The organism is Micromonospora sp. GCM10011541 (assembly GCF_042650725.1).
GTDB lineage: Bacteria > Actinomycetota > Actinomycetes > Mycobacteriales > Micromonosporaceae > Micromonospora > Micromonospora sicca.
In genome coordinates, this window is record NZ_JBHSBP010000012.1 from 306,363 (window position 1) to 319,926 (window position 13,564).

A 13,564-nucleotide genomic window follows, 5' to 3' on the forward strand; every position below is an offset into this window, starting at 1 on the left:
CCGGCTCGGGACCGAGGTGACGGCGTGACAGTTGTGGATGGCACGGCGACGATCGCCGCGGTTGATCTCGGCGCGTCCAGCGGGCGGGTGATGCTTGGCCGGGTGGCGCCAGATCGGCTGGACCTCGTCGAGGTCAACCGGTTTCCCAACGTGCCGGTACGGGTCGCGGGGACCCTGCACTGGGACGTCCTCGCGCTGTACCGGGGCGTCCTGGAGGGGCTGCGGGCGGCGGGACGGGACGCCGGCCGGATCACCTCCATCGGGATCGACTCGTGGGCGGTCGACTACGGTCTGCTCGACGCGGGGGGCTCCCTGCTCGGCAACCCGGTGCACTACCGCGACGGGCGCACCGACGGCGCCATGGACAAGGTGCTCGCCGCCGTGCCGGCAGAGGAGATCTACCGGATCACCGGGCTGCAGTTCCTGCCGTTCAACACGCTCTACCAGCTCGCGGCGTGCGCGGAGTCACCGCAGCTCGCCGCGGCGCGGAACCTGCTCCTCGTCCCCGACCTGCTGAGCTACTGGCTCACCGGCATCGCCGGTACCGAGGTCACGAACGCCTCCACCACCCAGCTTCTCGACGTCCGGACCCGCACCTGGTCCGACCGGCTTCTCGCCGCGGCCGGCGTGTCGGCCGGCCTCTTCCCGCCGCTGCGCCAGCCCGGCGACGGGGCGGGAGAACTACTGCCCGACGTCCTCGACGAAACCGGTCTGACCGGTCCGGTGCCGGTCATCGCCGTCGGGTCGCACGACACGGCCTCCGCGGTGGTCGGCGTGCCGGCGGCCGGTGAGCAGTTCGCGTACGTGTCGTGCGGCACCTGGTCACTCGTCGGGGTCGAGCTCGATACGCCGGTGCTGACCGAGGACAGCCGGCGCGCCAACTTCAGCAACGAAGGCGGCGTCGACGGCACCACCCGCTACCTGCGCAACGTCATGGGCCTGTGGCTGCTGCAGGAATCAATCCGCACGTGGAACGCGGCCGGGCTCCCCGCCGACCTGGCGTCGCTGCTGCACGACGCCGCCCGCGTACCGGCCTTCTCGGCGGTCGTGGACGCCGACGATCCGGCGTTCCTTCCCCCGGGCGACATGCCGGCGCGTATCGCCGCCGCGTGCCGGCGCACCGGCCAGACACCACCGCAGAGCCAGGCCGAGACGGTCCGCTGCATCCTGGACAGCCTCGCCCTCGCCTACCGGACCGCCGTCCACGACGCGGTACGGCTGTCGGGACGCGACGTCGACGCCGTGCACATCGTCGGCGGCGGCGCCCGTAACGGGCTGCTGTGCCAGCTCACCGCGGACGCCTGCCGCCGGCCCGTCGTGGCCGGGCCGGTCGAGGCCGCGGCCCTCGGCAACCTGCTTGTGCAGGCCCGGGCCGCCGGCGTGGTGCACGGGGACCTGCGCGCGCTGCGTCAGCTGCTGCGCAGCACGCAACAGCTGACCGTGTACGAGCCGCAGGGCAACGACGAGCCGTGGCGGGCCGCCGCCGCACGGATCGGGAGGTAAGGATGCGCATCGCCCTGTTCGTCACCTGCCTGGCGGACACCATGTTCCCCGAGGCGGCAAAGGCCACCGTACGGCTGCTCGAACGCCTCGGCCACGAGGTCGTTTTCCCCGAAGGCCAGACCTGCTGCGGGCAGATGCACGTCAACACCGGCTACCTGGACGAAGCGCTGCCGCTGGTGCGCCGGCACGTACGCACCTTCGATCCGTACGACGTGGTGGTCGCCCCGTCCGGCTCGTGCGTCGGGTCGGTGCGCCACCAGCACACCATGGTCGCCCGGCGGGCCGGCGACGAGCGGCTCGCCAGCCAGGCCGAGGCCGTGTCGGCACGCACCTACGAACTGTCGGAGCTGCTCACCGACGTGCTCGGGATCGAGGACGTGGGCGCCTACTACCCGCACCGGGTCACCTACCACCCGACCTGCCATTCCCTGCGCATGTTGCGGGTGGGGGACCGCCCGCTGCGGTTGCTGCGGCGGGTCCGCGGCTTGACGCTGGTGGAGCTGCCCGCGGCGGAGCAATGCTGCGGCTTCGGTGGCACCTTCGCCGTGAAGAACGCCGACACCTCCACGGCGATGATGGCGGACAAGATGCGCCACGTCCTCGCCACCGGCGCGGACGTCTGCACCGCTGGGGACGTCTCCTGCCTTATGCACATCGGTGGGGGCCTGTCCCGGCTGCGTGCAGGAGTAAGCACCGTGCACCTCGCCGAGATCCTGGCCAGTACGGAGGCGTCATGACCAGCACCTTCCTCGGAATGCCGGCCACGGCCCCCCGTGGCGTCGGGCACCTGCGCGGCGACCAGCCCTTCCCCGCGGCCGCCCGGCGCGGCCTCGCCGACCCGCAGCTACGCCGAAACCTGCGGCACGCCACAACCACGATCCGGGCCAAGTCCGCCGCGGTCATCGCCGAAGCCCCGGACTGGCAACAGCTGCGCGACGCCGGAGCGGCCATCAAAGCCGACGTCATGAGCCGGCTACCCGAGCTGCTCGAACAGCTCGAGGCCGCTGTCACCCGGGCCGGCGGGACCGTGCACTGGGCGGCCGACGCGGTGGAGGCCAACAGGATCGTGACCGAGCTGGTCGCCGGGACCGGCAGCGACCGGGTCATCAAGGTCAAGTCGATGGCCACCCAGGAGATCGGCCTCAACGAGGCCCTCGAAGCCGCCGGGATCACCCCGGTGGAGACCGACCTCGCGGAGCTGATCGTCCAGCTCGGCGACGACCGGCCCAGCCACATCCTGGTGCCCGCCATTCACCGCAACCGCGCCGAGATCCGGGAGATCTTCCTGCGCGCGATGCCGGGGGTGGACCCGGCGCTCACCGACGACCCGGCGGCCCTGGCCGCCGCCGCGCGCCGCTACCTGCGGCAGACGTTCCTGCACACCCCGGTGGCCATCTCGGGGGCGAACTTCGCGGTCGCCGAGACCGGCACCCTCGCGGTGGTCGAGTCCGAGGGCAACGGGCGGATGTGCCTCACCCTGCCGGAGACCCTGATCACCGTGATGGGCATCGAGAAGGTCATTCCCACCTGGGACGACCTCGGGGTCTTCCTGCAACTGCTGCCCCGGGCGTCGACCGGGGAGCGGATGAACCCGTACACCTCGATGTGGACCGGGGTCACCCCGGGCGACGGGCCGCAACAGGTGCACCTGGTGCTGCTGGACAACGGCCGCAGCGCGGTGCTCGCCGACGAGGTGGGCCGGCAGGTGTTGCACTGCATCCGCTGCTCGGCGTGCCTCAACGTCTGCCCGGTGTACGAGCGCACCGGCGGGCACGCGTACGGGTCGGTCTATCCGGGGCCGATCGGGGCGGTGCTCTCCCCGCAGCTGACCGGGGTCGCCGACAATCCCTCCCTGCCGTACGCGTCGTCGCTCTGCGGCGCGTGCTTCGACGCCTGCCCCGTGATGATCAACATTCCCGAGCTGCTGGTCCACCTACGCGCCGAACACGTCACCGACCGACGGCGACCCACCGCCGAGTCCATCGCGATGGCCGCCGCCGCGTACACCATGGACCACCCGGCGCTGTATGCGGCGGCGCAGCGCGCTGCGCGGCTCGGCAAGGTCGTTGGCAGGCGCGGTCGCGGCCTACCACCACCGTTGTCCGGCTGGACCGTCAGCCGCGACCTGCCGCAGCCGCCACCGCAGACCTTCCGCGAGTGGTGGGCCGAGCGGTGAACTCACGCCACCGAGTCCTCGGCCGAATCCGCGCCGCCCTCGGCGACCGGGCGGCCGCACCGGCCGAGGTGCCACGGGACTACCGGCCCGCCGGTGCCGCCGTGGAACTCGACCTGCTGGTGCACCGGCTCACCGACTACCGGGCCACCGTGCACCGATGCACCGACGGCCAGGTCGCACAGGTAGTCGAAGCGATCCTCGGTGGCCGGCGCGTCGTGGTCCCGCCCGGACTGCCACGGCATTGGCTGCCCGCCACCGTCGCCGCGGTGACCGACGAGAACCTCACCGCGGAGCAAATCGCCGCCTGCGACGGGGTCGTGACCGCGGTCGCCGTGGCCATCGCCGAAACCGGTACCGTCGTCCTTGACGCAGCCCCGGACCAGGGCCGCCGGGTCATCACGCTCCTGCCCGACGTGCATGTCTGCGTGCTGCGGACCGACCAGGTCGTGGCAGGCGTGCCGGACGCCCTCGACCAGCTCGACCCGTGCCGGCCGCAGACCTGGATCAGCGGACCCTCCGCCACCAGCGACATCGAACTCAACCGGGTCGAGGGCGTCCACGGGCCCCGGAACCTGCATGTCGTTATCGTTCCTCGCGGCGACCTCCCGCCCGGCGCTTGATGAGTCACGAGTAGGCAGCGCGATGCGGCCGCGGAAGTAGGCGCATGAGTCCACGGCCTACCGATGAAGGGCGGTGGAGCGGGCTGGGAGCAACGGGGTGTGCTGAATGGCTATCCCACCACCACGTCGGCGCTGCTACGGCGGCCGGCGCCATCCCCAGCCAGGACGCCGTCCACCGCCTCGTCACCGTCACCCGGGCCGGGCTAAGCGCCGCTCGCCGTTGATTCGTCGGGGCTCGTATCCCCAAGCCGTGTCGTCGAGGTAGAGGCCGCAGGCGCAGGCTGAGGGCTTGCTCAGGACCGGCGGCGTGCAGCCCGGTAGGCAGGAGCCGGTCCTGACAGCCCGTTGCCGTACCTGCGCTCAGGTGCTGCGACATGGCGCCGCCCTCGCGGGGTAGCGACCTGTGCAAATGTCTGGCAATGTGACGCCGAACGGTGTCCCATGACACATCAGGGACACATTTTGCTTTGAGGGGGCGTCCGATGCGGAGATCAACCAAAGTCCGATCGCTTGTCGTCGCGGGGGTGGCAGCCCTGCTTGCCGCTGCGCCTTCCCCTGTGCTGGCCCATGAGCCCTGGGACGACGGTTCCGTTCCGCCGCCGCCGCCGAGCAGCCCGGCTGACGGCTACAGCCGCAACATGCACCTGCTTTCCACAGCGGCCCACACCGGCGGTGTCAACTCCGACCTGGCCTTCTCCGGCAACCTTGTCTACGCAGGTCACTACGGGGGCTTCCGGATCATCGACATCTCCGAGCCCGGCGAGCCGGTCGAGTTGGCCGATGTGCACTGCAACGGACCGCAGGGCGACGTCTCCGTGTGGGGGGACCTGCTGTTCCTGTCGGTGGACACCCCGCAGAGCACGCCGGGCTGCGCGGGGTCCCACAACGTCACCGCGTCGACCCCGGGCGCCTGGGAAGGGGTGCGCGTCTTCGATGTCAGCGACCCCAGCGCGCCGCAGTTCCTGCAGGCGATCCGCACCGACTGCGGCTCGCACACCCACACGCTGGTGCCCAGGGAGGACGGCGGCACCTACATCTACGTCGCGTCGTACCCGCTGAGCGCCAGCAACATCGGCCCCGACTGCCGGGCCCCGTTCGAGCGGATCTCGGTCATCGACGTGCCGGGCAAGGACCGCGCGGCCGGCCTCGCCGCGCGGGTGGCCGCGGAGCCCACCGTCAAGGGGGTCGACCCCTTCAGCGGGTCGTCCGGCGACTTCTTTGCCTGCCACGACATCCAAGTGCTGACCCCCCGCAAACTCGCCGCCGCCGCCTGCCTGTCCCAGGGGCAGCTGTGGGACATCAGCAACCCGCTGGCACCCCAGGTCACCGCCAACATCGACACGCCCGACGTGGACATCTGGCACAGCGCCGCGTTCACCCACGACGGGAAGTACGTGACGTTCGGCGACGAGTACTTCGGGCCCGCGCAGGAACCCTTCGGGGCGATCTGGACGTACGCCGTGGACAACCCCGCCACGCCGCTGAGCCACCTGCGGATCCCGCGCGATCAACCCAGCACCTACCACAACTTCAACTACGTGCCGGTGGCCGGACGCAACATCCTGGTCTCCTCCGCGTACGGCTCGGGCACATCGGTGGTCGACCTGACCGACCCCACCAGCCCGAAGGAGATCGGCTATTACGACATGCAGTCCAACCAGTGGTCCACCTACTGGTACAACGGCCTGATCATCGCCAACGACATCTCCCGAGGGGTCGACGTGCTGCGCTTGAGCACGCGCGAGACCGCCAGCGCACAGCAACTGCCGATGCTCAACCCGCAGACGCAGACGTTCCTGCTCAACTGACCGCGCTCTGAGGGGCGGGCGGGAGCGTCGCTCCCGCCCGCCCGGCGTCGCCTGGTTCACGTGCAGAGCAACAGGCACTTCTGCGGCAGCGAGCCGCTCGGAGGAGCGCGGCACGTCGCGGCCCTACCTGTCCCCCGACCCGCGCGACACCCTCACCGCGACGGAAGTCTCCGTCCTCGGCGCCCTCGTCCTCCTCCTGCTGCGGCGGAAACGCCCGGCGAAACGGGGGACCGGGTGGCGGTGGATCGTGATGACGTGGGCGTAGAGCAAACCCGGCTGATGAGTGAGTTGCCGGACCTTCCCGACCAGCAGTGCCTCGGGACCAGGGTGAACCTCAGGGTGCTGACGAGGGCAGGAGGTCACGCGGACGGCAGGCGGTTGACGCCACGCCAGCCGGACCAACCCGCCGCCCGAACACCCGCGGGGTCATCGGGTCTCGAGGAGCTCGTGCCCCACGGGCCGGAGGGCTGCCGGGTCCCCGCCCTTCCCGCGCTACGGCTCAGCTTGCTGGATGCGCGGTGGGCCGGGTATGGGGGAGCAGGTCGCCGCGCGGGTGGTCGGGCAGGTCGCGGTCGGTGTGGTCGGCGTGAAACAGCGCCTCGGCGAGCAGCGCCTGGACGTGCACGTCGGCGGCGGAGTAGTAGACGAAGGTGCCCTCCCGGCGCCCGCGCACCAGCCCGGCCAGGCGCAGCTTGGCCAGGTGCTGGCTGACGGCGGTGGGCGCGGCGCCCACCAGGTCGGCGAGGCAGGCGACCGACGACTCGCCCTGCAGCAACGCCCAGAGGATCTTGATCCGGGTCGGGTCGGCGAGCAGCCGGAATCCCTCGGCGGCCAGGTGGACCTGCTCGTCGTTGGGCATCTGGAAGTCCGGCAACGAGGTGTGCACCCATCCAGCCTAGCGTTCCTTCGCTGACTGCCTGCCTAGCTGCCTTCGTACCTTCGAAGTGACGCAGGTAAGGTTGTTCGTCGTGACCCTCACGGCCGACACCACTTCCGCGCCGCCAGCGACCAGAGCGATCCCCGCCCCCAGACGATGGGGCACCCGACTGTGGGTCCTCGCCGAGGTCCGCTGGGCGATGGCGGCCACCGTACTGTTCGCCCTCGGCGGCATCGCGCAGCTCGCGCACGCCCCGGCACCGCTGTGGTGGACCCTGTACCTGACCTGCTATGCAGTCGGCGGGTGGGAGCCGGCGCTGGCTGGGCTGCGGGCGCTGCGCGAGAAGACCCTGGACGTGGATCTGCTGATGATCGTGGCCGCGCTCGGCGCGGCCGGCATCGGGCAGGTCTTCGACGGCGCGCTGCTGATCGTCATCTTCGCCACCTCCGGCGCGCTGGAGGCGTTCGCGACAGCCCGGACCGCTGACTCGGTCCGCGCGCTGCTCAACCTCGCCCCCGAGCGGGCCACCCGGGTCCGCAACGACGGCAACGAGGAAACCGTCGACACCACGGACATCACCATCGGCGACGTCATCTGGGTACGGCCAGGCGAGCGGATCGGCGCCGACGCCCTGGTCATCGACGGGGCTAGCGACGTCGACCAGGCCAGCATCACCGGCGAATCGCTGCCGGTAGCCAAACACCCCGGGGACGAGGTGTATGCGGGCACCGTCAACGGTGCCGGAGCACTGCTGGCCCGGGTGCACCGCCCGGCCGCCGAATCGGTGATCGCCCGCATCGTCGCCCTGGTCGAGGAGGCCTCGGCCACCAAGGCCCGCACCCAGCTGTTCATCGAGAAAGTCGAGCAGCGCTACTCCGTCGGCGTGGTCCTGGCGACCCTCGCCCTGTTCACCGTCCCCTTGGCGCTCGGCGCGGCCCTGCAGCCGACCCTGCTGCGAGCGATGACCTTCATGATCGTCGCCTCGCCGTGCGCGGTGGTACTGGCCACCATGCCACCGCTGCTGTCGGCCATCGCCCTCGCCGGCAGGCACGGCGTCCTGGTCAAGTCCGCCGTGGTCATGGAACAGCTCGCCGACACCGACGTGGTCACGTTCGACAAGACCGGCACCCTCACCGAGGGCACCCCCCGAATCGCGGAAATCCACCTCGTCCCCGGCGGCGGTTACACCCAGGACACCCTGCTGCGGCTGGCCGCCGCCGCCGAACACCCCAGCGAACATCCCCTGGCTGCCGCCGTGCTTGCCGCCGCCCGCGAACGGGCGCTGACCGTACCCGCGGTCCACGACTTCACCTCCACGCCCGGCCGAGGCGTCACCGCCACCGTCGACGGGCGCCGCCTACGCGTCGGCAGCCCCGCCCTTCTGAACGACCTCCCGCACGTCGATCCGCCTGTGCACACGGTCGTCAGCACCACGCAGGCCGCCGGGCGTACCGCAGTGGTGGTGATCGTCGACGACGTGCCCTCCGGGGTCCTTGCCCTCGCCGACCGGGTCCGCCCGCACGCCGCAGCCACCGTCACCGCACTGACCACGTTGACCGGCGCGACGCCGGTACTGCTCACCGGCGACAATCCAGGAGCGGCCGGCCGGCTCGCCGCCGAAACCGGTATCACCGAGGTGCGCGCCGGTCTGCTACCCGCCGGCAAGGTCGATCGGGTACGCGCCCTGCAGCGCGACGGCCAGCGAGTTCTGCTGGTCGGCGACGGCGTCAACGACGCCCCCGCCCTCGCCGCCGCCGACACCGGCGTGGCGATGGGCCGGCACGGCTCCGACCTCGCCCTGCAGACCGCCGACGCGGTGCTGGTCCGCGACGACCTGACCACACTGCCCGCCGTCATCACCCTGTCCCGCCGCGCCCGCCGCCTGGTCACCACCAACCTTGTCATCGCCGGCACGTTCATCACCGTGCTCGTCGCCTGGGACCTGTTCGGCCACCTCCCACTGCCGCTCGGCGTCGCCGGACACGAGGGTTCCACCGTCATCGTCGGCCTCAACGGTCTGCGGCTGCTGCACTCCCGCGCCTGGCGTAGGGCACGGGACGGTAGATGAGCCGCCGCGCCGGACAGGCGAGACCGGCGGCCACGCCCTGCACGTTGGCCGTGCGCTGATTCGGGCACCCGGGAGCGGTTCGGGCGCACTGGGCCACATTGCATGGGCGAAGGGCCGGCCGCGGCGAAGCCGGTGGGGGCAACGAACGCGTGATCCACGCAGGCCTTGCCTGCGGGAACCGGACTGACGGGACTGCTCCGGATCTACTGATGGCGGGGCCGGTATCGGGGGAGCGGGGTGGGAGCAGCCGCGTGCACCGAACGGCAGCCAACTGCACCCAACGGCTCCGAACACCGCGGCACCCCGGAGGCCTGGAGTCGGCCGGGTAGGCGGTCAGTTCCGGCGCCTCGCCGTCACCGAAGGAGTGCACCATGCACCGGTCGGCGACAGGGGGAGCGTAGTACGGGACGAGGCTCTGGTCCGGGGCTGCGAAAGCCGGCGGCGCGGAGCGGAGAACCGCGGCGACGCCGGCGATCGGCAGCCAGCACTGCGGCGGGACGACGGGCCATGGACACCTCCGGTGACCCGCGCCTCTCTGTGCCAACGATCTCGCCGAGCCGGGTCACGTCGTCATGCAACTAAAGGTTGCGCATGTCCGGCAGGTCGGCTAGCGTGATGCGCAACCAAACGTTGCAGAAGGTGGCGAGCATGGAATTCGGAACGATCGAGCGGGAGATCCACATCGACGCCTCACCCGAGGTCGTCTTCGACGTGGTGAGCAGCCCCGAGCACCTGCGCGAGTGGTGGCCGGACGAGGCGGAGTTCCCGGCCGTGCCCGGGGGAGCGGGGCGGATCGGCTTCGGGGACTGCTCGCAGGGCGGCACCTGGGTGCAGTTCGCGGTCGTCGACGCCGTGCCGCCGCGGCTCTTCTCCTTCCGGTGGACCCACGCGGAGGAGGAGTCCGCCGCCCCGGGCAACTCGCTCCTGGTCGTCTTCGAGCTCGAGCCCGACGGGAGCGGGACGCTCCTGCGGATGACCGAGAGCGGCTTCCGTGAGCGCGGCTGGGACGAGGCGAAGGTCGCCGCCGAGTACGCCGCGCACGTCACCGGCTGGGACTTCTACCTGCCGCGGCTGCCGGCGTACGCCACGAAGGTCGGAGCGGGCGCATGAGCGTGATGGTGGACGACGACCTCTGGTCGGCGGTCGGCGACCCGACCCGGCGCCGGATGCTCGACCTGCTGCTGAGCGAAGGCAGCGGGACGGCGACCAGCCTGAGCGAGCACCTGCCGGTGACCCGTCAGGCGGTGACGAAGCACCTCGTCGTCCTCGACCGGGTCGGCCTGGTGTACGCCACCACCGCCGGCCGCGAGAAGCAGTTCCGCGTCGATCAGGCCCAGCTCGCCCGCGCGGTCGCCCAGCTCGCCGACGTCGGCGCTGCTTGGGACTCCCGTCTCCAAAGCATCAAGCGCATCGCCGAGACGATCCAGCGCGGCAAAGACACCAACAACGAGACCGAGAAGAAGCAGTAGAGAGGAACACGGACATGGCAGACATCCTTCACCGCATCGGCGTCGAGCAGTCCTCGCCGGAGCAGGTGTACGACGCGCTCACCACCCTGGACGGCTTGTCCGGCTGGTGGACCGAGAAGACGTCGGGGGAGACCGACCTCGGCGGCGTGATCGAGTTCCGGTTCGGGCCGGGCGGGTTCGACATGAAGGTCGCCGAGCTGGATCCGGGCCGGCTCGTCCGCTGGGACGTCGTGGACGGACCGCAGGAGTGGATCGGCACCAGCGTGCAGTGGGACCTCCGTCAGGACGGCGACTACACGATCGTGCTGTTCAAGCACGAGGGCTGGCGTGAGCCGGTCGAGTTCATGCACCACTGCAGCACCACGTGGGGCACCTTCCTGATGAGCCTCAAGCAGTTCCTCGAGACCGGGGAAGGTGCCCCCGAGCCGCGCGACGTGAAGATCAGCGACTGGCACTGACCCGGCGACGCCCAAGCACGGCCACGGCCCGGTGCCGGACGTCGTCACCATCGGCAAGGCCATCGGCGGAGGCGTGCCCGTCGGGGCGTACGGCCTGTCCGCCGAGTTGGCCGCCGCGATTCTCGACCGCGATGACCTGGACCTGGTCGACCTGGGCGGAGTGGGTGGGACTCTCGCGGGGAACGCGCTGTCGGTCGCCGCCGCGCGAGCCACGCTGGAGCACGTGCTCACTGACTCCGCGTTCACGCAGATGACGGCGCTCGCGACCCGGTTCACCGACGCGGTCACCAAGGTCATCGAGCCCCATGACCTGCCGTGGTCGATCAGCCAGCTCGGCGCGCGGGCGGAGTACCGGTTCGTGCGCCCGGCCCCCCGCGACGGGACCTCCTCGGCCCGAGCGGCCGACGCCGAGCTGGAGGACTACCCTGCACCTGTACCTCGCAAACCGCGGCGTGCTGCTCACTCCGTTTCCACAACATGGCGCTGATGTCGCCCGCGACGAGTGCCGCGGACGTCGACCGTCACTCCGAGGTGTTCGCGGCGGCGGTCGCCGAGCTGCTGGCGTGAACCCGGTGAGCGGTGAGCCAAGCAGCTGCCGCACGGTAAGGGCCCGCTGCTCGGCGTTCAACTCTCCGGTCCGCCCTCGCGGCGGTGCCCGGGATCCCGACGGTACGCGGGGCGAAGCTTCGCGCTGGCGAACGCCGCCTTCACCGCGGCCGAGAGCGCGGCGATGTCGTACGCGCCGTGGTGGCGCCGGCCGTTGATGAAGAAGGTCGGGGTTCCGGTGACGCCGCTGAGGTCGGCGGAGTCGATGTCCTCGGCGATCCGGTCGGCGCCCTTGAGCTCGGCGAGGTGCTCCCGGAATCGGTCGAGGTCCAGGCCGAGCCGTTCGGCGTAGCTGAGCACATCGGTGGGCTTGAGTGCGTCCTGGTGCGCGAGAAGCAGGTCGTGCATCTCCCAGAACGCGCTCTGCTCGCCCGCCGCCTCGGCGGCCTCGGCGGCGAGTTGGGCATGCGGGTGGACGTCGGTGAGCGGCAGGTGCCGCCAGACGTACCGGATGTTCGCGAAGTCGGTCAGCAGTTCCCGGACCACCGGCTCGGCCTGCCCGCAGTAGGGGCATTCGAAGTCGCCGTACTCCACGACCGTCACCGGCGCTTCGCGCGGCCCGCGCACGTGGTCGCGCTCCGGATCGACCGGAACCATCAGGTCGACGATCCCCTCGGCGGCACCCAGCAGCGCGCGGGCCCGCCGCGCCGGTGAGAGCCGGGCGGCGGAACGGAACACCAGCCAGGTGACGACGGACGAACCAACCGTCGCGACGAGGATGCCGAGCTTCGCCTCCTCCAGGGTCGGGCCGCTCACCGCGTGGGTGGCGATCAGGAGGGCGACGGTGAACCCGATGCCGGAGACCGTGCCCACCCCGGCGACGGCGACCCAGCCGACCGGCGGCCGGAACCGGTTGCGGCTGAGCCGGGTTACCAGCCACGAGGTGGCCACGATCCCGGCCGGCTTGCCGACCACGTACCCCACCACGATGCCAAGCGTGACCGGGGAGGTGACGGCCCTGGCCAGGAGCTCGCCGTCGATCACGATCCCGACGTTCGCCAGCGCGAAGAGCGGCACGACCACGTAGCTGGCCCACGGGTGGTAGAGGAGCTGCAACCGCTCGTTCGGCGACAGCGCTGAGGCGAGCCCGGCCCGGGCCGAACGGGCGAGCTGCGGGGTGGGCTGTTCCCGGAAGAGGCGGAAAAGGTCGCTCGCCCGCTGCAGTTCGGTGCGGCCGGGGGCATAGGCGTAGGTGAGCAGACCCATCACCAGGCCCACCGCGACCGGGTCGACACCGGACTCCGAGACCGCGAGCCAGGCCGCCAACCCCAACAGCGCGTAGACCGGCCCGTACCGCACGCCGTACGCCCGGATGAGCAGGACGACGCCGAAGATTCCAGCCGCGGCAAGCAGCGTCGTCGCCGAGGGATGTTCCGGGTAGGCGATCGCCAGCACCGCGATCGCGACCACGTCGTCGACGACGGAGACCGTCAGCAGGAAACCCCGCAACCGATCCGAGAAGCGCGGCCCGAAGACGGCCAGTGCGCCGAGCGCGAGCGCGGTGTCCGTGGCCATCACCGCGCCCCAGCCCGCGGCCGTGGTGCGCCCGGCGTTGAACGCGAGGTAGATCGCGATCGGCAGGAGTACGCCGCCGAGCCCGGCCAGCATCGGCAACGTCAGCCGACGCCGCTCCCGCAGCTCTCCGATGTCGAAGTCGCGGCGCAGCTCCAGCCCGGCGACCAGGAAGAAGAACGTCATGAGGCCGCTGTTGACCCAGGTACGCAGGTCGTGTGACACGCGCCAGTCGCCGAGCTGGACGGAGAAGGAGGTGCTCCAGAGCGACTCGTACGATCTCAGGTGGAGGTTGGCCCAGACGAGCGCGACCACCGCGGCGACCAGCACCACCCGTGCGCTGCCGGTCTCGGTGCGCAGGAACGAGCGCAGCGGGGCGTTGAACCGGCCGACCCAGGCGGTCCGGCCGGACCATCCCCGGTGGGGGTTGTGACTCGTCACGTGGACGATCCTCCTCGACCTGCTCG

General features: G+C 71.2%; 12 protein-coding genes. 10 read left to right on the forward strand and 2 right to left on the reverse strand.

The annotated features are described in order from the left end of the window. Positions 1-24: 24 nt before the first annotated feature. The 5 genes from ACFOYX_RS08155 (at position 25) to ACFOYX_RS08175 (ending at position 6,107) form a co-directional block, all read left to right on the forward strand. Positions 25-1,503: a rhamnulokinase family protein gene (locus ACFOYX_RS08155; RefSeq protein ID WP_322440202.1), complete on the forward strand. Its 1,479-nt coding sequence runs from the start codon at positions 25-27 to the stop codon at positions 1,501-1,503. A gap of 2 nt (positions 1,504-1,505) precedes the next feature. Further along, positions 1,506-2,240 (forward strand): (Fe-S)-binding protein, encoded by a 735-nt coding sequence (locus tag ACFOYX_RS08160; protein WP_322440201.1) that lies wholly within the window; start codon positions 1,506-1,508, stop codon positions 2,238-2,240. Then, a complete protein-coding gene (locus tag ACFOYX_RS08165; protein ID WP_322440200.1) occupies positions 2,237-3,679 on the forward strand; it encodes a LutB/LldF family L-lactate oxidation iron-sulfur protein in 1,443 nt (480 codons plus the stop codon). The genes ACFOYX_RS08160 and ACFOYX_RS08165 overlap by 4 nt, the downstream gene beginning before the upstream one ends. Beyond that, on the forward strand, positions 3,676-4,299 hold the full coding sequence (locus ACFOYX_RS08170; RefSeq protein WP_322440199.1) for an LUD domain-containing protein: 624 nt from the start codon (positions 3,676-3,678) through the stop codon (positions 4,297-4,299). Before ACFOYX_RS08165 ends, ACFOYX_RS08170 begins: the two co-directional genes overlap by 4 nt. A gap of 638 nt (positions 4,300-4,937) precedes the next feature. Beyond that, on the forward strand, positions 4,938-6,107 hold the full coding sequence (locus tag ACFOYX_RS08175) for a hypothetical protein (RefSeq protein ID WP_322440198.1): 1,170 nt from the start codon (positions 4,938-4,940) through the stop codon (positions 6,105-6,107). 499 nt (positions 6,108-6,606) lie between these two features. Here ACFOYX_RS08175 and ACFOYX_RS08180 read toward each other — a convergent pair whose 3' ends face one another. Next, on the reverse strand, positions 6,607-6,966 hold the full coding sequence (locus tag ACFOYX_RS08180) for a metalloregulator ArsR/SmtB family transcription factor (protein WP_255543239.1): 360 nt from the start codon (positions 6,964-6,966) through the stop codon (positions 6,607-6,609). Between the two features lie 109 nt (positions 6,967-7,075). On the opposite strand from ACFOYX_RS08180, the gene ACFOYX_RS08185 reads away from it, so the two are divergent. The 5 genes from ACFOYX_RS08185 to ACFOYX_RS08205 all read left to right on the forward strand — a co-directional run bounded on the left by ACFOYX_RS08185 (position 7,076) and on the right by ACFOYX_RS08205 (position 11,466). Beyond that, positions 7,076-9,052, forward strand: coding sequence for a heavy metal translocating P-type ATPase (locus ACFOYX_RS08185; RefSeq protein WP_377533860.1), 1,977 nt, complete (start codon positions 7,076-7,078; stop codon positions 9,050-9,052). A gap of 648 nt (positions 9,053-9,700) precedes the next feature. After that, the gene (locus tag ACFOYX_RS08190; protein ID WP_322440197.1) at positions 9,701-10,162 is read left to right on the forward strand and encodes an SRPBCC domain-containing protein; all 462 of its coding nucleotides are present in this window, start codon (positions 9,701-9,703) and stop codon (positions 10,160-10,162) included. Continuing rightward, entirely contained in the window at positions 10,159-10,521 is a 363-nt protein-coding gene (locus ACFOYX_RS08195) for a winged helix-turn-helix domain-containing protein (protein ID WP_322440196.1), read from the forward strand. The genes ACFOYX_RS08190 and ACFOYX_RS08195 overlap by 4 nt, the downstream gene beginning before the upstream one ends. A gap of 14 nt (positions 10,522-10,535) precedes the next feature. Further along, positions 10,536-10,979, forward strand: a complete 444-nt coding sequence (locus ACFOYX_RS08200; protein WP_322440195.1) for an SRPBCC domain-containing protein — start codon at positions 10,536-10,538, stop codon at positions 10,977-10,979. 31 nt (positions 10,980-11,010) lie between these two features. Beyond that, positions 11,011-11,466: an aminotransferase class III-fold pyridoxal phosphate-dependent enzyme gene (locus ACFOYX_RS08205; protein WP_322440194.1), complete on the forward strand. Its 456-nt coding sequence runs from the start codon at positions 11,011-11,013 to the stop codon at positions 11,464-11,466. 137 nt (positions 11,467-11,603) lie between these two features. Here the strand turns inward: ACFOYX_RS08205 and ACFOYX_RS08210 are convergent, their stop codons facing one another. Further along, complete coding sequence (locus tag ACFOYX_RS08210) at positions 11,604-13,538, reverse strand: Na+/H+ antiporter NhaA (RefSeq protein WP_322440193.1); 1,935 nt, start codon at positions 13,536-13,538, stop codon at positions 11,604-11,606. Positions 13,539-13,564: the final 26 nt, after the last annotated feature.